Raw genomic sequence first — 19,576 nt, forward strand, 5'->3', positions numbered from 1 at the left:
AAATCCCTAAAAGTGACGAGTAACCTCACAAAACCTAACGAATAACCACCCACAACAAACGATTCACCGTCTAATCCAAATCATTCGTCAAACAATGAAAACGGGAAGATCGACCAGAAATCAGAATCCATATCTACTTCTCCGCTGCGTTCTTTAATTTCATCGACGAGCGAACGTTTCAATTTTTTATCCGTACATAATCGTTTTGGAACATCCTTTTCCTTCACATACAATAAGCGTTGTTTCGAACAAGCTGAAACCGCAAGACCACCCGTTTCAATATCCACAATGACGCCTCTGACACCTTTAGGTGGAAGGAAAGGTTCGGGATTTATCCCTTGGTGTGCTTTTTCCATGAAATCAATCCATATATTTTTGGTAGCTTGATGATCCTCGGCAAGTTTTAACTCAGTAGCTTGATCGTATCCATTCCAAACACCAGCCGTTAAAGTAGGAGAATACCCGATGATGACTTGGTCTGAGATCGTTGTTCCTGACTTAGCGGCATATGGACGCGTTTGTTTTCCACGAATCGATAAGCCAGTGGCCGGAGCATAATCATTAAAAACTGGATCGAACATGCCCGTCATTAAATGAGTCAAGATGAACGCATCATCTGCTTTCATGATTTGTTCTTCATCTTTACGTTCTTGAGGCTCTGCTTCGAAAATGGTTTTTCCATCACTGTCTTTGATTGATAGAATCGTTCGTGGTGGTTTTTTCAATCCGCCACTTGCTAGTTGGTTATAAGCGCCTGTTAAATCTTTCAACGTTACTTCGGCTGTACCAAGAGCCATCGAAGGCGTGTGCTGAATAGTAGCATCGACACCAAAACGTTTCATCATTTGCTCGAAAGGTTTATAGCCTATTTTTTCTAACGTTTTCACTGCGTAAATATTATCCGAAATGGCTAAAGCTTGTGCTAATGAAATCGGATGTTCTGCAAATTCACCATTTACATTTTTCGGTTCATACTGCGATCGACCATCGTCATAGGTGAAAATGGTTTTCTCGCTTTCCATAAATGTTAGGGGAGAGAAGCCTTCTTCTAAGGCTGCAGCATATAGAATTGGCTTTATCGTCGATCCAGGCTGTCGTTTCGCTTGTGTGACGCGATTATAGGGACTGGTTGTATAATTGCGGCCACCGATGAGAGCAGTTACATCTCCTGTATTCGGTTCCATACTAACAAATCCGACTTCTAATCCATTCGCTGGCATCCACGCAGCGACCGCTTCTTCCGCTGATTGTTGATGATGTTGATTCAAAGTAGTTTCAATTGTCCATCCGCCTTCAGCGATAGCTCGACCTTCTTTTTTCAATAGTTTTTCTGCTTCTTGCCATGCTGCATCTAAAAAGAACGGGGCGACACTTTTCGTTGCGATCCATTCTTTATTCTTCAAAACAATCGGTTCTTCTTTCGCACGTTTTTGTTGTTCCTCATTTATAATTCCTTGTGATTTCATCAATGAAAGAACCAATGCTTGTCGACCATAAGCCTTTTCTTCATTTACTAATGGAGAAAATGAGCTCGGTCCTTTTGGTATTGAAATGAGAAGAGCGGCTTGTGCGAGTGTGACATCCTTGCTTGGTATTCCAAAATAAAATCTACTAGCGGCTTCCACACCGTACATGCCATGACCAAAATAGACGGTGTTTAAATACCCTTCAAGCAACTCCTCTTTGTCGTAAAAAACCTCCATTCGATAAGCATACAACGCTTCACGTGCTTTTCGAGTCCAGGTTTTGTCATGAGTCAAATATAAATTTCGGGCATACTGTTGAGTGATGGTACTAGCACCTTCGACTTTCCGCATCGCTTTTACATCTTTTAATAAAGCCGAGGCGATTCGTGTATAGTCAAACCCGTTATGTTCATAAAACTCTTGGTCTTCCGTAGCAATAATCGCCGATTTGATATAAGGTGACATTTCATCAAGGGACACCCAGTACCGTCGTTGTTCTGAAAATCGATCACCGATTGAATGACCGTTACGATCTAAAAACACAGTCGCTTTAGATACCGCAAGTGAAGGCGGACCTTGTATTTGAGCATAAATACGAAGTACTAAAAAGACCGTACAAATTGCGCTCACAACGACGATTGAGGCCCATATAATACTGCGGACTTTTTGGTGTCTCCGCATTTTTTTTTGATATTGGATCCGCCGCATTTGTTATCGCTCCGTTCACTGTAGCTTTTTGCTAGTATGTGAACAAATGGTTCATATTAAACGGGTTTAAGTGTGAAACAAATAGCAGATATTGGCGAATAAAATAGATGGATTTTCGAAAAATATGATCGAAAAAGGAAATAATAGTTGCACTTTTGCTGAAAACATCTATACTTTTCCTGTATTTGTTTTTCGGCAGACCGCGTTCACTTTTCGCTACATGCCGGGAACGGATCCACTAACCTCGTAAGTAAAGGAGAATGCAATTATGGCTGGATTTTGGTTTACAGAAAAACAAACCGAGAATTTTGGCATTACGATGAAGGTGAACCGTACCTTGCATACGGAGCAAACGGATTTCCAATTGCTCGAAATGGCGGAAACGGCTGAATGGGGCAACATGTTATTCCTAGACGGCATGGTAATGACTTCTGAAAAAGATGAATTTGTTTACCATGAAATGGTGGCACACGTGCCTCTATTCACACATCCAAACCCTGAAAACGTATTAGTAGTTGGCGGTGGTGATGGTGGGGTAATTCGTGAAATTATGAAACATCCACAAGTTAAAAAAGCGACACTTGTTGACATCGATGGCAAAGTGATTGAGTTCTCGAAGAAGTATTTACCAACGATTGCATCTGAACTAGATAACCCTCGTGTAGATGTTCAAGTTGGCGATGGTTTTATGCATATTGCTGAATCAGAAAACAAGTATGACGTTATTATGGTTGACTCAACTGAACCTGTTGGACCGGCAGTGAATTTATTCACAAAAGGCTTCTATGCAGGAATTTCAAAAGCATTAAAAGAAGACGGGATTTTTGTCGCTCAATCGGACAATCCTTGGTTTACTCCTGACTTAATCAAGCAAGTTCAAAAAGATGTGAAGGAAATTTTCCCAATCACTCGTCTATATACGGCAAACATTCCTACGTATCCATCAGGTTTATGGTGTTTCACTGTAGGTTCTAAAAAATATGATCCATTAGAAGTGGAAGATGCTCGTTTCCACGACATCGACACGAAGTATTACACGAAAGAATTGCACAAAGCTGCATTCGTTCTACCTAAGTTCGTAAAAGACTTGGCGGGGGAATAAAGAATGAGATTTGATGAAGCCTATTCAGGCAATGTGTTTATTAAAAGTCATCCAAATTATGATGAATCACAAGCAGTTATTTATGGAATGCCTATGGACTGGACAGTTAGTTACCGCCCAGGTTCTAGGTTCGGCCCACAGCGTATTCGCGAAGTGTCCATTGGTTTGGAAGAATACAGCCCATATTTAGACCGTGATTTAGAAGAAGTAAAATATTTTGATGCTGGCGATATTCCATTACCATTCGGTAACCCTCAAAAAAGCTTAGATGAAATTGAAACGTTCGTAACAAAATTATTAGCTGACGGAAAAGTGCCAGTTGGTATGGGTGGCGAACATTTAGTTTCATGGCCGGTAATGAAAGCAGTTGCTGCAAAATATCCGGACCTAGCAATCATTCACATGGATGCACATACAGATTTACGTGAATCGTATGAAGGGGAAGCTCTTTCCCATTCAACGCCAATTCGCAAAATTGCACATCATATCGGACCGAAAAACGTCTATTCATTCGGAATTCGTTCTGGAATGAAAGAAGAGTTCGTGTGGGCGAAAGAGAATGGCATGCACATTTCAAAATTTGAAGTGTTAGAGCCATTAAAAGAAATATTGCCAACACTTGCTGGACGTCCAGTCTATGTGACAATTGATATTGATGTTCTTGACCCTGCACACGCACCTGGAACAGGTACAGTGGATTGCGGCGGCATAACATCACGTGAATTATTAGCGTCGATTCATGCAATTGCAGGTTCTGAAGTAAACGTAGTCGGCTTCGACTTAGTTGAAGTAGCGCCAATTTACGATTCATCAGAACAAACAGCTAACACTGCAAGTAAACTCATCCGTGAAATGCTACTTGGTTGGGTAAAATAAATCATAAAGAAGACCTTGAAACTTTTTAAAGTTTCAAGGTCTTTTTGTACTCAGTAGCTTTACGTGAATCTAGTAAATTATTTATCTAATCTAGTAAATCTAATGGTTAATCTAGTAATTTGGACAGCTAATCTAGTAATTTTGAAGGCTAATCTAGTAAAAATAGATCCAAAACCATTAAAAAGAAAAAGCTCAAATTCATACCCTGTCATTTGAGTTTCCACATGTGCAATAAGCAGCTCCTAGTAAACAAAAAAAGCGTGAAGCTTTCTCCATAAAGAGAGCTTCACGCTTTTTTATTTGTATAATGAAAAACTCGATTACGGCCAATGGCTTTGGCTTCATACATAGCGCTATCTGCAGCTCCATACAACTCTTGTAGAGTGGATCCGTTGTCTGGATAAGAACTGACACCTACAGATACCGTTATGCCGATTTCATTATCCCCCGAAACAGGGAAATCTGCACGAGCAACCATCGATCGAATCTTTTCAGCCATATGAATGCCCATTGCAGGTGGTGCATTTGGAAGCAAGACTGCAAATTGTTCGCCACCATTTCGTGCAACTATGCCTTCCTTTGGGGAAACTAAGTTTTTTAGACGCTTAGCTAATTCTTTCACGATTTCATCCCCAACAGGATGCCCGTATAAATCATTTACCTTTTTAAAGTGATCAATATCAATGGATATGAGTGAAAAAGGTTTTTGTTCCTGTGTTATACATGCTTTCGTTATTTGATGGAATTTCCGGTTATTGTAGAGTCCGGTTAAATAATCAGTTTCAGATAATAATTCAATTCTACGGATTTGATCAAAGTGATTTTTCAGCTCATCCAAAATAATCATTAAGATAAAAAAGGAGAAAGTAGAAAATAAAATAAAATACAAGATATGAATATAATTCGCGTTATTGAGGTAAAGAAGAGCGCCAATTAATATGCTTGTCTGAATAGTTGCGTAAAAAAAGAAGTACTTAGCATTTTTAAAGTTCATTGGAAATTTAAAACTGAATCCGCCAATAACCAACCCCAGTGTAATAGCATTGACTCCAGCCACAATGGAAATCGGTGTCACATCATACATAAGCATGCGTGATAAACCAATGATAAGTCCACTTATAATCGGAGCAATCGGTCCACCAAATAAACCGGCAATAACAATGATGACATGCCTAGAATCAACAATCATCGTATCAGTTATTTGAATGGAAGATTCCATTAAAATAAACCCAGTTATGCCAGCCATAATCCCAATCATGTAGGGATGTGAATTAGGGAACGGCATTCTAAATCGAACTTGATCTTGAAAAGGCCAATAAGATAAAACGGCAAATGAAAATAAAATACAAAAGTTGACAATTAGTTCAAGAAGCATGACCTTTTTCCTCCGGGTATGTATGGTAGATTTAGTATATCATACCTAATTCGATCCATTACAAGTAAAGTGAGTATTTAAAAGGAAGGAAATGAACAAATATATTGTTTAATTGATATAAAGAGCTAAAATCGCTTATAATAAAAAGGTTATCAATAAAAAGGAGCTGGTGGAAACGTCATGAGTAAACAAGTAAAAGTGAAATTAAAGACGACCATTCAGCAGCCAAATGAAGAGCCGGAAATATATGAATTATGGTCTTCTGGAACCTTCATCGAAAAAGGTGAACATTCTTATTTAAAATACGAAGAAATTCAGGACCAACAAGTCATAAAAACGACTGTTAAAATGGGGTCGAGTCAAGGTCTTATTTTTAGGAGCGGCGCCGTTAATATGCGATTGCCATTTTTAATTGGGGCAGATCAAACAGGGAATTATGAAAGTGAATTTGGCACATTAATCGTGAAAACCAAAACACGTCAAATGACGTTTGAATTAAATGACGACCAGGGACACTTCCTGGTTCAGTACGAACTAATCGTTGGTGGGCAGCCAGTTGGCGAATACACCCTCGAATTTAATTACACGGAGGTATCGCCATGAACGCAGTAGAACAAGTACAACAAGTTGTGAAAACGGCTATTCAACAAGCAGTGATAAAAGCAAAATTAGCAGAAACAGAAAGTGTTCCCGCTATCCATTTGGAAACACCGAGAGACAAAACCAATGGTGATTACGCGACAAATATTGCGATGCAGTTAACAAAGATTGCAAAAATGCCACCACGTGCAATCGCAGAAGCTATTTTAGAAAATCTAGATACAACAAATACACCAATTGAAAAAATTGAAATCGCAGGTCCAGGATTTATAAATATCTCGCTACGTAAAGATTATTTAGCAGATGTCATCAAAGCGGTTATTGAGCAAGGATCTAATTTCGGACGATCACAAGCTGGAGCTAACGAAAAAATTCAAGTCGAGTTTGTTTCGGCTAATCCAACTGGTGACCTTCACCTTGGGCATGCACGTGGAGCATCTGTTGGTGATTCATTATGTAATGTCTTAGACTTCGCAGGCTATCAAGTATCTCGTGAATACTACATCAATGATGCTGGGAATCAAATCAATAACTTAGCGTTATCTCTAGAAGTTCGCTACAACGAAGCGTTAGGAAAAGACATGGAAATGCCGGAAGACGGATACCGTGGTCAAGATATTATTGATATCGCAAGCGCACTCGTAGCTGAACAAGGAGATGCTTTATTAGCAAAATCAGAAAAAGAACGTTTCGATTTCTTACGTGCACATGGACTGAAAATCGAATTAGCGAAGTTGCAACAAGATTTAGCTGATTTCCGTGTCAACTTCGACAGCTGGTATTCAGAAACGTCGTTGTATGACGGCGGCAAAATCGAAGTTGCTTTAGATAAATTAAAAGCCAATGGACATGTGTTTGATGAAGAGGGAGCAACTTGGTTCCGTTCTACAACATTTGGCGACGACAAAGATCGTGTATTAATTAAAAACGACGGATCCTTTACGTATTTAACGCCAGATATCGCCTATCATGAAGACAAAATTTCTCGTGGTTATGATCAGTTAATCAACATTTGGGGAGCTGACCACCATGGTTACATCCCACGTATGAAAGCTGCAATCCAAGCGTTAGGTTATGACCGAGAAACGTTAGAAGTCATGATTATTCAAATGGTTCAACTATATAAAGATGGCGAAAAAATGAAAATGAGTAAACGTACAGGTAAAGCGGTAACGATGCGTGAATTAGTGGAAGAAGTCGGCTTAGATGCAGTGCGTTATTTCTTCGCCATGCGTTCTGGCGATTCACATATGGACTTCGACTTAGATCTAGCTGTTTCTCAATCGAACGAAAACCCGGTTTACTATGCACAATATGCTCATGCTCGTATTAGTTCAATTTTACGACAAGCTGAGGAACAAGGCTTTACAGCTTCGACTGAGAACTTGAATTTATTGCAAGCTGAAAAAGAAATTGATGTACTGAAGAAAGTAGGAGACTTCCCACAAGTCGTAGCCGACGCCGCAAAAAATCGCTCACCACACCGCGTGGCTAATTACATTCAAGAAGTAGCGGCTACATTCCATAGCTTCTATAACGCAGAAAAAGTGTTGGATCCTTCAAATGAAGACATGACACGTGCACGTATCGCACTTATTACAGCAGTTCGCACAACAATTGCCAATGCACTTCGTCTGATTGGCGTTAGCGCACCTGAGAAAATGTAAATGAAATAACTTAGCCATTCCGTTAAAAGCGGGGTGGCTATTTTTAATGAAAAAATTATGTAAATGAATATGAGTTAAAGGTCTTCGCATGAAATAGCATAATCTCGCATTGACGGAGCAAGTTACTAAGGCTGAGTAAGAAGTTCTTCTCAGAAGCGAAGCGTAAAAGAGCTAATTAGGGCTGCTAAAGCAGCCTTTGGTGTTGGAAACTCCTGGGTTTTCGCGCGTGGAAAGCGAAATATAGTGAAAGGTCTTCATATGAAAGTGAAAGACTCTCACTTGAAAGTGAAAGCTTGATCGATTCTGTCAAAGGGTCCCGAGTGAACGTGAAAGACTACTCTGTAAAAAACCACCACTCAAAATAACTAAGACCAATCTTAATTGCACTCTCCATGCCGCTTAAAAAATCCCTCTCGACACGCTCAACAAATCATGTATAATGAAAAATGAATTACATAGCTTTAACACGAAGGTGCTCTGCTTAAATCGCAGAGTTAAAAGGGAAGTCGGTTTAAATCCGACGCGGTCCCGCCACTGTATGTGTGAGGAACGTGCATCAAGTCACTGAAGTCGAACGACTTTGGGAAGACGCACAATCCATTGACCACAAGCCAGGAGACCTGCCTACGTGCTAACACTCAGCAACCCTACGAGGATAGGAATGGTGTGAATCGACAGCAGTTACGCATAAGCGTGCTTGCTTTAATTCAACCTCCCATCCTCCGACATTGCGCGGAGGATTTTTTGTTTTTCAAAAACCACAAACATCTAGGAGGAAACCACAATGAAAAAGTTTTGGCAATTAGCACTAACATCATTAATGGCTCTATCTTTATTAACCGCATGTGGACAAAATGACGCTCAACCGAAAGAAAACACAACGGATAACACGTCTGTTCAAGAAGAAAAAGCCGCTTCTTACCCAATGACACTCACTGACGTGACTGGAAATGAAGTTACACTTGAAGAAGCACCTAAAGCAATCGTATCCATGATTCCAAGCAATACAGAAATCTTGTACGCTTTAGGCTTAAGTGAAGAAATTGTGGGCGTATCAGATTATGACAACTACCCAGAAGAAGCCGCTTCAAAAGAGAAAATCGGCGGGATGGAATTTAACGTAGAAAAAATCATCTCATTAAATCCAGACTTAGTACTTGCACATGAATCAGCATTAGGAACATGGGATGCAGGGTTACAACAACTTCGTGACGCTGGTGTTCAAGTGTACACAGTGACAAACGCAGAAACGTTTGACGCAACATACGAAACCATTCACGAAATTGGTGAAGCAACAGGCAAGTCAGAAGAAGCGACGAAAATCGTAGAAGACATGAAAGCGAAAATAAAAGAAGTACAAGACAAAGTAGCTGATGTCGATACGAAAAAGAAAGTGCTCGTGGAAGTGTCACCAGAACCTGAAATTTACACACCAGCTGGAAACACAATCATGAACGAAATGTTAGGCATGATTAATGCAGAAAATCTAGTAGCTGATCTAGACGGTTGGATTAAAATTGATCCAGAAGAAATTGTCAAACGAAACCCAGATGTCATTCTCACAACTTATGGAAATTACACACCTGACGCGGTAAATCTTGTGTTAAACCGAAATGGCTTCTCAGATGTAACGGCTGTGAAAAACAAAGCAGTTCATGACATGGATGCGGATTTGACAGGACGCATGGGACCCCGCCTTGCAGAAGGCTTAGAGCTAGTAGCGAAGAATGTGTATCCTGAGGCTTTTAATGAATAAAACCGGAATCGCTTATGCAGTTTCCATCTGCGTATTGATCGCGGCTGTGATTGCTGGTGTGACCATCGGAACCGTGTCGATTCCAGTATCAACTCTCTGGAATCGACAAGCGGACCCTGCATTATCTAATATACTTTGGAACATTCGTATGCCGCGTGTTGTTTTAGCCGGGTTAGTAGGAGCTTCACTCGCAATTGCGGGTGCGGCGTTCCAAGGTTTGCTTAAAAATCCACTAGCGGATCCGTACACATTAGGTGTGTCATCCGGTGCATCAGTTGGCGCAGTAATCACTTTGTTTTTTGGCATATCCATTCCGTTCTTGGGCATCTTTACACTTCCCGTTTTCAGCATGGCAGGTGCTTTTATTACCATGTTAGCGGTCATTGGGTTTGCGAAGCTTGTCGACCGCTCCATGAAAATGGAAACGATCATTTTAACCGGAATCATTTTTAGTTCATTCTTAGGGTCTATCATTTCGTTAATGATTGCCTTAACTGGCGAAGAACTTAGACAAATCATTGGCTGGATTTTAGGCAGTGTTTCAATGCGTGGGTGGGATTACGTGAATATGGCGTTGCCATTTATCGTTATAGGAACGCTATTACTTTGGCTAAACAGAAGAGAGTTAAATGCATTAATCTTCGGTGAAGAACGTGCGAAACATCTAGGAGTCAACGTCAAAAATCGTAAAATGATGATCTTAGCTGGTGGCTCGATTTTAACGGGAGCAGCAGTCGCAGTATCAGGAACAATTGGCTTCATCGGATTAGTAGTCCCACATATGATTCGACTTGTTTCAGGTGCAGACCATCGTCAATTACTCCCATTATCATTTTTAAACGGGGCATCATTGTTAGTTCTGTGTGATTTGCTTTCACGCACAATCATTGCACCAACAGAACTTCCAATTGGAGTCATCACAGCATTTCTAGGCGCACCAGTGTTTGCCTTTATTTTCTTCAAACAACGACGAACGGGAGGTGCGTAATTTGTTACAGGTCGACCAAATATCTGGCGGTTATCAAGGCGCACCCGTTGTTAAGAATGTTTCATTCTCAGTCGCAAGAGGAGAAATGCTTGGAATTCTTGGACCAAATGGGAGTGGGAAATCGACTTTACTAAAAGTCATTAGCGGCATTCTCCCTTCATTAACTGGAAGCGTTCAAATTGATGGGAAACCGCTCACTTCCTTCCAATCGAAGCAACTCGCAAAGCAAATGGCCGTTTTGCCACAATTACATGCACATGCATTTACCTATACCGTTCGAGAAACGGTTTCACTTGGTCGCTATCCTCATCAATCTGGATTGTTTTCATCCTGGTCAGCGGAAGATGAATCGGCTGTCGTCGAAGCCATGCAGCTGACGGATATCACTCAATACGAAAACACCTACCTCGATGAGTTATCTGGCGGGGAACAACAACGCGTCTTTGTCGCACAAGCACTCGCTCAAAAAGCACCGATTTTATTACTAGACGAACCGACGAACCATTTGGACATCGCGCACCAAAAGCAATTACTCGACACCATTAAAACGCTCTGTTTAACAAAAGGACTAACCGTCGTCTCCGTTTTCCATGATATTAATCTCGCTTCTCTATATTGCGACAGATTATTGATGATGGACCGCGGAACGATTCAACACATAGGTGAACCACATGCCGTATTAAAAGAAGAACAAATCATGGACGTCTACAAAGCGCGAGTCGTCAGCCATCCACATCCAGAACTACCTAAACCGCAAATCACACTTTTGCCAAGTATCGAAAGTACGAAAACCATGCCTTTGGTTAATCAAACACACTTCCGCATCACATCAGAATTTGTGATTCTACAAACGGAAAATCCACTAAAAACAGTATCTTCCGCAGTAGTCAATGCAGGTTCCGGTTGGTATCGTAACTTTGTTAATCGACACGTCCCGCTTACCTATGAGCATGAAAATAGTATGGAAGAAATGACACAGTACCTACAAAGGCAAGGATTGTCAGCCACCGACACCGTCGGAATGATGACAGCCATTCAACCAGAAAAAGTGGTAATTTCCGATTATTATGGTGACTTTGGACAAATCACAATAGCTGTAACTGCAGGAATTGGCAACGCGATAGATGTCTCAAAATCATACGAATACACACGACAAACACCGGTGGGAACAATCAACACCTGGATTATCATTAACGGAAAACTCTCAGAAGAAGCTTTTATCCAAGCGATGATTACAGCAACAGAAGCAAAAACGAAAGCTCTCCAACATATGCATGTGTTAGATCCCTACAGTGGAACACTTGCAACAGGGACGCCGACCGACAGTCTACTGGTAGCTGCCACACAAATCGGAGCCGACATTCCCTATGCAGGCCCAGTAACAGAGTTAGGAAAACTAATCGGCCGCGGCATCTTCGAATGCACCATAAAAGCAATCAACAAAACCCAATCGTGAAAATGCGATTGGTTTTTTTGTTTTACTGATTGTAGGTATTAATTTTCTTATATGGCTGATTGGAATATAGGTGGTGAAAAATATCTTTCTCTGTAGCACAACCATGTTAGCTTCGAAGTAAGAATAGCGGTGTTCTATAAGTCTAAGTGAGAACTGCTGAAAAAAGGATTGGAATTACTCTACTAATTTTATATCTTAGCTTGTTCTCATGAATCAGGTATTGATATGTAAGGACTTCTACTAAAAAATCTTCATTGAAGTCTTATGTGTGAATTCAAAAGATTTGCATATGATTTTGTTGATTGGAATGTAGGTGGCGACTCCAGCGGAATCAGCACGAACTGAAGACCCTGGACTGAGCCACGCGAGGGAAGCGGCTGAGGTCGTGCCCGCGGAAAGCGTCCACCGCAATGGAAATCTGACACCTAAATTTGTTTAACAATCTCAAAGTTTAAGAATCTTCACATTTCTGTTGACTGAATGCTCATTCAGTTTTAAACTGAAGATAAGCATCGACATAACAAAGACTATCTACTAAACTGTTGTTATCAGATTAATAGCATTTTTGATTTTTTTTAACGAGAGGGGAGAATACAATGAATTACCTTTTAATTGCAAACTGGATTTTATTTATCGTTGTAACCGCTTACGCACTTGGGTTATTCACGTATTTATTGAAAACGCGCTACAGCTACATCAAACTCGGACAAAAAGTTGAATTTGATGACAATGTAAAAGAACGTATTCGTAAAATCATGGTCAATGTATTTGGCCAAAAGAAATTATTGAAGGATAAGAAAAGTGGAATTATACACGTCATGTTCTTCTACGGATTCCTTCTTGTTCAAGCTAGTGCCATCGATTTTATTTGGAAGGGATTAAAGCCTGGATCTCATTTACCTCTAGGACCTTTATATCCAGCATTCACATTCTTCCAAGAACTTGTGACTTTGATGATTTTAGTGGCTGTTGTTTGGGCATTCTACCGTCGCTATATTGAAAAGCTTGTTCGTTTAAAACGTGGTTGGAAATCAGGCTTAGTATTGATTTTCATTGGTGGATTAATGGTTTCTGTTTTAATCGGAAATGGGATGGGCATGATTTGGCATGACCACGCAGCAACATGGGCGGAGCCAGTCGCATCAGTAGTAGCTACAATCTTTGGATTCTTACCAGACGTTGCTGCTATTACAATTTTCTACATTATGTGGTGGGCTCATTTACTATTCCTTTTAACTTTCTTAGTTTATGTACCACAATCGAAACATTTCCATTTAATAACGGGTCCTGTCAACACATACTTCAACCGTACAGACAACGTCGGTAAACTTCGTCCGATTAACTTTGAGGAAGAAGAAGATGAAGAAGCAGGCGAAGATGAAATGCCATCATTCGGTGTTGGTAAAATTCAAGATTTAAACCAAAAGCAAATGATCGATTTATATGCCTGCGTAGAATGTGGTCGTTGTACGAATATGTGTCCAGCAACTGGAACGGGTAAAATGCTGTCTCCAATGGACTTAATTACAAAACTTCGTAATCACTTAACGAACACAGGTGCCGTTATGACACAACAAAAGCCATGGGTTCCAGCAATGGCTTTCGCGAATACACAAGGTAACCAATTAGCAGTCGCTGCGCGAGTTGAAGGTGCAGTTATTGAAGATATTTATAACCCGGCTTTAATCGGTGACGTTATCACGGAAGAGGAGCTTTGGGCTTGTACGACATGTCGTAACTGTGAAGACCAATGTCCAGTTATGATTGAACACGTTTCTCACATTATCGACTTACGTCGTTACCTAGTGATGACTGAAGGTCGCATGAATCCAGATGCTCAACGTGCTATGACAAACATCGAACGTCAAGGGAATCCTTGGGGGCTTAACCGTAAAGAGAAAGAAAACTGGAGAGATGCACGTCCAGAAATCAATATCCCAACAGTTAAAGAATTATCCAAAGCTGATGAAGAATTCGAATACTTATTCTGGGTTGGTTCAATGGGTGCTTTCGATAGCCGTTCACAAAAAATCGCTCTTTCCTTTGCGCGCTTAATGAACGAAGCAGGCGTGAAGTTCGCTATTCTTGGAAATAAAGAAAAGAACTCTGGTGACACACCTCGTCGTCTAGGAAATGAATTTTTATTCCAAGAACTTGCAACAAGTAATATTTCTGAATTTGAAAAAGCTGGCGTAACGAAGATTGTCACAATCGACCCGCATGCTTATAACATTTTCAAAAATGAATACCCAGATTTCGGTTGGAGCGGAGAAGTTCTTCACCACACTGAAATGCTGTTTGACCTAGTACAAGAAGGTCGCTTAAAACCACAACATGCAATCGATGAGACCATTACATTCCATGATTCATGTTACTTAGGCCGTTACAATGACGTCTATGATCCGCCACGTGAAATCCTACGTGCTATTCCAGGAGTGAAACTTGTGGAAATGGACCGTAACCGCGAAACAGGAATGTGCTGTGGAGCTGGTGGAGGTTTAATGTGGATGGAAGAACATACAGGAAATCGTGTCAACGTAGCCCGCACTGAACAAGCACTTGCAGTAAACCCAACGATGATTTCATCAGGTTGCCCATACTGCTTAACTATGCTTTCTGACGGAACGAAAGCAAAAGAAGTGGAAGAAACAGTAGGCACCTACGATATCGCAGAATTACTAGAACGCTCAGTACTAGGCGATTACCTACCACCTGTTGAAGAAACAGAAGAAACACCAATCCTTCAATAAACAGAGTAGATTGATAAATGTGTAAAAATTAGATACAATAAAGTCAACTGAAGAGGGAGTCTTGCACTCCCTTTTCGTTTGTCTACTTGTCGAGCGAGCGTTCGGTCAGTGAATATTATTAGATAAAGAATCATTAATAACCGGGGAGAGAGGTTATCATATAACCAATTTCCCATAACGTAAAAAATCAGAATATTTTTATTTGAAAAACTGTAAGCGTATACAACCATTCATATAGGGAGGCAACAATTATGACAAAAACAGTTATTTTAGATGGCGCACGTACAGCTTTTGGGAAAATGGGTGGCGCACTTTCTACTCTTTCAGCTAGTGATCTTGGTGGAGTAGCCATTAAAGAAGCTTTGAATAAAGCAGGAATTGCTCCTGAATCAGTTGATGAAGTCATCATGGGTACAGTTTTACAAGCAGGTCAAGGGCAAATTCCTTCCCGTCAAGCTGCAACTAAAGCAGGTATACCATGGAGTGTTAAAACCGAAACAATTAATAAAGTTTGTGCATCAGGCATGCGTGCAGTTAGTCTAGGTGACCAATTAATCAGACTTGGTGATGAAGAAATCATCGTTGCTGGTGGTATGGAATCGATGTCAAATGCGCCTTACTATTTACCTAAAGGTCGATTTGGTTTACGCATGGGTGATGCTCAAATGATCGATGGCATGATTTATGACGGATTATCATGTGCGTTTACACCAGAGCGAGTGCATATGGGCACATACGGAAACTCAACGGCTGATGAATTTACCTTAACTCGTGAAATGCAGGATGAATGGGCAGTTCGCAGTCATGAATTAGCATTTAAAGCAATGGATAGCGGAATCTTAGCGGAAGAAATTACACCAGTAGTCATTCCACAACGTAAAGGGGATCCAATCTCAATTGATACAGATGAAGCACCACGACGCGATACGTCGTTAGAAACTTTATCGAAATTACGTTCAGCATTTAGTAAAGACGGTTCGATCACTGCAGGGAATGCACCTGGGGTTAATGATGGAGCAGCAGCACTTGTCTTAATGAGTGACGAGCGTGCAAAAGCTGAAGGGAAAACACCACTTGCTTACGTGGTAGCTCATGCTGAAGTCGCAATCGAGCCAAAACATTTCCCTCAAACACCAGGACTTGTGATTAATAAACTTCTTGAAAAAACAGGTAAAACACTTGAAGAAATCGATTTATTTGAAATCAATGAAGCATTCGCAGCAGTTGCACTCGCTTCTTCAAAAATAGCGAATTTAGATCACACAAAAGTGAATGTAAATGGTGGAGCAGTGGCATTAGGACATCCAATCGGAGCGAGTGGTGCCCGCATCATTTTAACATTGGCTTATGAATTAAAACGCCGTGGTGGCGGAATTGGTATTGCAGCTATTTGTTCAGGTGGCGGTCAAGGTGATGCCATTATGATCGAAGTACCAAAAGCGTAAGAACTGTCTTTTAAAATTGAAGGAGGCTAACATATGAACATCCAAAAAGTATTAGTAATCGGAGCGGGACAAATGGGTTCTGGTATTGCGCAAGTTTGTGCGCAAGCTGGTTTCGACGTAAAGCTTAACGATATGAAAGATGAATTTTTCGAACGTGGACTTGGCATCATTACGAAGAACTTATCACGCAGCGTTGAAAAAGGACGCATGACAGAAGATGAAAAAACAAAAGTACTATCACGCATTACGAAATCTCTTGATTTAAATGATGCGAGTGATGTGGATTTAGTTATTGAAGCTGCTGTTGAAAACATGGAAATCAAACAATCGATTTTCAAACGTTTGGATGAAATCACACCAAAACATGCAATTTTAGCTTCAAACACATCTTCACTTCCAATCACAGAGATTGCAGCGGTAACAAACCGTCCGGAACAAGTAATTGGTATGCACTTTATGAACCCGGTTCCAGTAATGAAGCTCGTAGAAATTATTCGTGGTCTTGCTACTTCAGATGAAGTCTACACAGCGATTGAAGAAATGACGAAGAAACTAGACAAAGTACCGGTTGAAGTGAATGATTTCCCAGGATTCGTCTCTAACCGTATTTTAATGCCAATGATCAATGAAGCCATTTACACTTTGTATGAAGGTGTAGCGACTAAAGAAGCCATTGATGACGTGATGAAAATGGGTATGAATCATCCAATGGGACCTTTACAATTAGCTGACTTTATTGGTTTAGATACATGTTTATACATTATGGAAATCTTGCATGACGGATTTGGGGACAGTAAATATCGTCCATGCCCATTACTGCGCAAATACGTAAAAGCAGGCTGGTTAGGTAAGAAAACAGGTCGCGGTTTTTACGTTTACGAATAGGAGGCGCTCAGCTTGGAACTGAAATTTACAGAAGAACAATTAATGATGCGCAATATGGTTCGTGACTTTGCTAAAACGGAAATCGAACCGTTTATTGACCAAATGGAACAAGGTGAATTTCCTCGTGAAATTTTAAAGAAAATGGCCGGGCTAGGACTTATGGGAATTACTGCACCTGAAAAATACGGCGGTTCAGAAATGGATTTCCTAAGTTATATCATTGCCATTCATGAGCTATCAAAAGTGAGTGCAGTAGTTGGCGTAATCCTTTCGGTACACACATCGGTTGGAACAAATCCGATTCTTTATTTCGGCAATGAAGAACAAAAACAAAAGTACGTGCCGAAATTAGCATCTGGTGAATATTTAGGAGCGTTCTGTTTAACAGAGCCATCTGCTGGTTCGGACGCTGGTTCAATGAAATCGAAAGCCACAAAAGGTGGAGATTTTTACACACTTAACGGCTCGAAAGTCTTTATTACAAATGGTGGAGAAGCCGATGTTTACATTGTATTCGCTTCAACAGACCCGTCGCAAGGGTCTCGCGGCGTGTCTGCTTTTATCGTAGAAAAAGACACTCCGGGTTTAATTATCGGAAAAGATGAACACAAAATGGGCTTACACGGGTCACGAACTGTTCAACTGACTTTCGAAGACATGAAAGTACCTGCTGAAAACCTTTTAGGTGCAGAAGGAGAAGGATTCAAAATCGCCTTAGCCAACTTAGATGTTGGTCGAATCGGAATTGCAGCTCAAGCTCTAGGTATTGCAGAGGCAGCCTATGAAGCAGCAGTTGGCTATGCAAAAGAACGTGTACAATTTGGCAAACCCATCGCAGCTCAACAAGGTGTCGGTTTTAAACTAGCAGACATGGCAACAGCTGTTGAAGCAACAAGGTTGTTGGTTTACCGTGCAGCAGATCTTCGTTCTCGCGGCATTTCATGCGGTAAAGAAGCCTCAATGGCCAAACTATTTGCTTCGAAAACAGCAGTAGAAACTTCAATTGAAGCCGTTCAAGTTTTCGGTGGATACGGCTACACAGAAGACTACCCAGTAGAACGCTATTTCCGTGACGCTAAAGTAACAGAAATCTATGAAGGAACATCTGAAATTCAACGCATCGTAATCGGCAAACATCTATTGAAATAAAAGAATATATGGACTTAGAGTGCTATTTATATGATTACGTGGTGAAAAATTCCCGCCACTCCTGCCGAATAACTACCTCTAAGAGACCCCGCAGATTGGTGAGGAACGAACCAATCGAGGAGGCTCGTGGGTAGTCGGCGGAAAGGGCGAGAATTTTTCAGCACGGTAGGATATACAAACTAAAAACATAAAAGGCGGGAATAAAAATGAACTTTAAACTATCAGAAGAACATGAAATGATTCGTAAAATGGTACGCGACTTCGCAATGAAAGAAGTAGCACCAACAGCTGCAGAACGTGACGAAGAAGAACGCTTTGACCGCGACATCTTCGATAAAATGGCGGAACTTGGCTTAACAGGTATCCCATGGCCAGAAGAATACGGCGGAATCGGATCAGACTACTTAGCCTACTGTATCGCAGTTGAAGAACTATCACGCGTTTGTGCATCTACAGGCGTAACACTATCCGCTCATACTTCATTAGCTGGATGGCCAATTTTCAAATACGGCAATGAAGAACAAAAACAAAAGTACCTTCGTCCAATGGCAGAAGGAACAAAAATTGGTGGGTACGGTTTAACAGAAGCTGGTTCAGGTTCTGACGCTGGTGGCATGAAAACAACAGCTAAATTAGATGGCGACCACTATGTATTAAACGGATCGAAAATCTTTATTACAAACGGTGGAATTGCTGATATTTACGTAGTATTTGCCGTAACAGATCCAACTTCAAAACATAAAGGTACAAGTGCATTTATTGTTGAAGCGGACTTCGAAGGGTTCTCAGTAGGTAAGAAAGAGAAGAAACTAGGAATTCGTTCGTCACCAACAACAGAAATTATTTTTGATAACTGCCGCATTCCTAAAGAAAACTTGCTAGGTGCTGAAGGCGAAGGATTCATTATCGCTATGAAGACACTTGACGGTGGACGTAACGGGATCGCTGCTCAAGCGGTCGGGATTGCACAAGGTGCATTAGACGCTTCGGTTGACTATGCGAAAGAACGTGTTCAATTCGGTAAACCAATCGCTGCTAATCAAGGGGTTTCATTCAAATTAGCTGACATGGCAACATCAATTGAAGCATCACGTTTGTTAACGTACCAAGCTGCTTGGTTAGAGTCTAACGGATTATCTTATGGGAAAGAATCCGCAATGGCGAAATTAATGGCTGGTGATACAGCTATGAAAGTAACAGTTGAAGCGGTTCAAGTATTTGGTGGATATGGTTACACGAAAGATTACCCAGTAGAACGTTATATGCGTGACGCGAAAATCACTCAAATTTACGAGGGTACACAAGAAATTCAACGTCTTGTTATTTCTCGCATGCTAACGAAATAAGTGGTGA

The 19,576-nt window shown here is 40.8% G+C and carries 14 protein-coding genes and 1 riboswitch; of the genes, 12 read left to right on the top strand and 2 right to left on the bottom strand.

Annotated elements, in window-relative coordinates:
• Positions 1-80: 80 nt before the first annotated feature.
• Positions 81-2,174: a transglycosylase domain-containing protein gene (locus AC3EA5_RS12065; RefSeq protein ID WP_488608568.1), complete on the bottom strand. Its 2,094-nt coding sequence runs from the start codon at positions 2,172-2,174 to the stop codon at positions 81-83.
• 268 nt (positions 2,175-2,442) lie between these two features.
• On the opposite strand from AC3EA5_RS12065, the gene speE reads away from it, so the two are divergent.
• Both speE and speB read left to right on the top strand, forming a co-directional pair.
• Positions 2,443-3,276, top strand: a complete 834-nt coding sequence (gene speE, locus AC3EA5_RS12070; RefSeq protein ID WP_394191778.1) for a spermidine synthase — start codon at positions 2,443-2,445, stop codon at positions 3,274-3,276.
• 3 nt (positions 3,277-3,279) lie between these two features.
• On the top strand, positions 3,280-4,152 hold the full coding sequence (gene speB, locus AC3EA5_RS12075) for an agmatinase (RefSeq protein ID WP_488608569.1): 873 nt from the start codon (positions 3,280-3,282) through the stop codon (positions 4,150-4,152).
• 286 nt (positions 4,153-4,438) lie between these two features.
• Here the strand turns inward: speB and AC3EA5_RS12080 are convergent, their stop codons facing one another.
• Complete coding sequence (locus AC3EA5_RS12080) at positions 4,439-5,527, bottom strand: diguanylate cyclase (RefSeq protein ID WP_488608570.1); 1,089 nt, start codon at positions 5,525-5,527, stop codon at positions 4,439-4,441.
• A gap of 180 nt (positions 5,528-5,707) precedes the next feature.
• Here AC3EA5_RS12080 and AC3EA5_RS12085 point away from each other — a divergent pair, with 180 nt between their 5' ends.
• The 10 genes from AC3EA5_RS12085 to AC3EA5_RS12130 all read left to right on the top strand — a co-directional run bounded on the left by AC3EA5_RS12085 (position 5,708) and on the right by AC3EA5_RS12130 (position 19,569).
• Complete coding sequence (locus AC3EA5_RS12085; RefSeq protein ID WP_488608571.1) at positions 5,708-6,130, top strand: YwiB family protein; 423 nt, start codon at positions 5,708-5,710, stop codon at positions 6,128-6,130.
• A complete protein-coding gene (gene argS / locus AC3EA5_RS12090; RefSeq protein ID WP_488608572.1) occupies positions 6,127-7,794 on the top strand; it encodes an arginine--tRNA ligase in 1,668 nt (555 codons plus the stop codon). Before AC3EA5_RS12085 ends, argS begins: the two co-directional genes overlap by 4 nt.
• Positions 7,795-8,247: 453 nt before the next feature.
• A riboswitch (cobalamin riboswitch) is annotated at positions 8,248-8,436 on the top strand.
• A 142-nt stretch (positions 8,437-8,578) separates the two neighbouring features.
• Positions 8,579-9,550 carry an ABC transporter substrate-binding protein gene (locus AC3EA5_RS12095; RefSeq protein WP_488608573.1) on the top strand — a complete coding sequence of 324 codons (972 nt, stop codon included), beginning with the start codon at positions 8,579-8,581 and terminating at the stop codon, positions 9,548-9,550.
• Positions 9,543-10,538 carry a FecCD family ABC transporter permease gene (locus AC3EA5_RS12100; RefSeq protein ID WP_488608574.1) on the top strand — a complete coding sequence of 332 codons (996 nt, stop codon included), beginning with the start codon at positions 9,543-9,545 and terminating at the stop codon, positions 10,536-10,538. The genes AC3EA5_RS12095 and AC3EA5_RS12100 overlap by 8 nt, the downstream gene beginning before the upstream one ends.
• Position 10,539: 1 nt before the next feature.
• On the top strand, positions 10,540-11,994 hold the full coding sequence (locus tag AC3EA5_RS12105) for an adenosylcobinamide amidohydrolase (protein ID WP_488608575.1): 1,455 nt from the start codon (positions 10,540-10,542) through the stop codon (positions 11,992-11,994).
• Positions 11,995-12,590: 596 nt separating this feature from the next.
• Entirely contained in the window at positions 12,591-14,744 is a 2,154-nt protein-coding gene (locus tag AC3EA5_RS12110) for a (Fe-S)-binding protein (protein WP_488608576.1), read from the top strand.
• Positions 14,745-14,995: 251 nt separating this feature from the next.
• Positions 14,996-16,189 carry an acetyl-CoA C-acetyltransferase gene (locus AC3EA5_RS12115; RefSeq protein ID WP_488608577.1) on the top strand — a complete coding sequence of 398 codons (1,194 nt, stop codon included), beginning with the start codon at positions 14,996-14,998 and terminating at the stop codon, positions 16,187-16,189.
• Positions 16,190-16,222: 33 nt separating this feature from the next.
• Positions 16,223-17,074, top strand: a complete 852-nt coding sequence (locus tag AC3EA5_RS12120; protein WP_488608578.1) for a 3-hydroxybutyryl-CoA dehydrogenase — start codon at positions 16,223-16,225, stop codon at positions 17,072-17,074.
• A 12-nt stretch (positions 17,075-17,086) separates the two neighbouring features.
• Positions 17,087-18,223 (top strand): acyl-CoA dehydrogenase, encoded by a 1,137-nt coding sequence (locus tag AC3EA5_RS12125; RefSeq protein WP_488608579.1) that lies wholly within the window; start codon positions 17,087-17,089, stop codon positions 18,221-18,223.
• 206 nt (positions 18,224-18,429) lie between these two features.
• Positions 18,430-19,569 (top strand): acyl-CoA dehydrogenase, encoded by a 1,140-nt coding sequence (locus AC3EA5_RS12130; RefSeq protein WP_394190353.1) that lies wholly within the window; start codon positions 18,430-18,432, stop codon positions 19,567-19,569.
• Positions 19,570-19,576 lie beyond the last annotated feature (7 nt).

Source organism: Paenisporosarcina sp. (assembly GCF_057785155.1).

Coding starts and splice junctions, on each gene's coding strand:
- argS (WP_488608572.1), top strand. CDS start 6,127: ATGAACGCAGTAGAACAAGTACAACAAGTTGTGAAAACGGCTATTCAA.
- AC3EA5_RS12115 (WP_488608577.1), top strand. CDS start 14,996: ATGACAAAAACAGTTATTTTAGATGGCGCACGTACAGCTTTTGGGAAA.
- AC3EA5_RS12085 (WP_488608571.1), top strand. CDS start 5,708: ATGAGTAAACAAGTAAAAGTGAAATTAAAGACGACCATTCAGCAGCCA.
- AC3EA5_RS12095 (WP_488608573.1), top strand. CDS start 8,579: ATGAAAAAGTTTTGGCAATTAGCACTAACATCATTAATGGCTCTATCT.
- AC3EA5_RS12080 (WP_488608570.1), bottom strand. CDS start 5,527: ATGCTTCTTGAACTAATTGTCAACTTTTGTATTTTATTTTCATTTGCC.
- AC3EA5_RS12110 (WP_488608576.1), top strand. CDS start 12,591: ATGAATTACCTTTTAATTGCAAACTGGATTTTATTTATCGTTGTAACC.
- speB (WP_488608569.1), top strand. CDS start 3,280: ATGAGATTTGATGAAGCCTATTCAGGCAATGTGTTTATTAAAAGTCAT.
- AC3EA5_RS12130 (WP_394190353.1), top strand. CDS start 18,430: ATGAACTTTAAACTATCAGAAGAACATGAAATGATTCGTAAAATGGTA.
- AC3EA5_RS12120 (WP_488608578.1), top strand. CDS start 16,223: ATGAACATCCAAAAAGTATTAGTAATCGGAGCGGGACAAATGGGTTCT.
- AC3EA5_RS12065 (WP_488608568.1), bottom strand. CDS start 2,174: ATGCGGCGGATCCAATATCAAAAAAAAATGCGGAGACACCAAAAAGTC.
- speE (WP_394191778.1), top strand. CDS start 2,443: ATGGCTGGATTTTGGTTTACAGAAAAACAAACCGAGAATTTTGGCATT.
- AC3EA5_RS12100 (WP_488608574.1), top strand. CDS start 9,543: ATGAATAAAACCGGAATCGCTTATGCAGTTTCCATCTGCGTATTGATC.